Origin of the sequence: Rubritalea tangerina (assembly GCF_042683245.1) — a bacterium.
Classification (GTDB): domain Bacteria; phylum Verrucomicrobiota; class Verrucomicrobiia; order Verrucomicrobiales; family Akkermansiaceae; genus Rubritalea; species Rubritalea tangerina.
The window spans coordinates 16,458-16,992 of sequence record NZ_JBHUJB010000059.1; the positions used below are offsets into that span (position 1 = coordinate 16,458).

Genomic DNA, 535 nt, shown 5'->3' on the forward strand with positions numbered 1-535 from the left:
TGGCAAGGAAGTTTGAGAAGGTGCGGGCATTGCATGCGAGCAAGTTGGCGTATCTGGAGGCAGCGAAGAAGGGGGAGGTGCAGTCCTTTCCGGATGTGATAGAGAAGTGGCCAATATACCAGCAACAGGTGCAAGAAGCCTCCGAGTTACACAGTGCGTATCTCAAACAAAGTGATGCTTATTCTAAGATGCAGCTTCACGACCAGCTCATGCGGGTGCTGCAGCCAGTGGGTTTTATTCTTCGGAGTGGATCGTATCAGGAGGGGTATAAGAACATTTTAAGCAAAGAACAGGTAGAGGAGTTAGAGAGGCTCAGCGGTCGCTTCAATGCTGCTGCAGACTCTGCGTCACGCGAGCATGGTGAGTTAGAGTTGGTTTCAGCATCGCATGTTTACACGCTCACACATGTGCCAGTCGAGCTAGCGGTTAGAGCGACTCCTGGTACTGAGGTGCTTTTTCAAGCGGAGGCTGGTGGTTTGTTTCCCAACAAGCTTTCGCTTATTGCAGTCACGGCGGATGAGAGCGGGGTGGCACG

General features: G+C 52.1%; 1 protein-coding gene. It reads left to right on the forward strand.

The window, feature by feature from the left end; genetic code table 11:
* A partial coding sequence (locus ACFSW8_RS13505) for a hypothetical protein (RefSeq protein ID WP_377178499.1) occupies positions 1–535 on the forward strand: 535 nt, incomplete at both ends.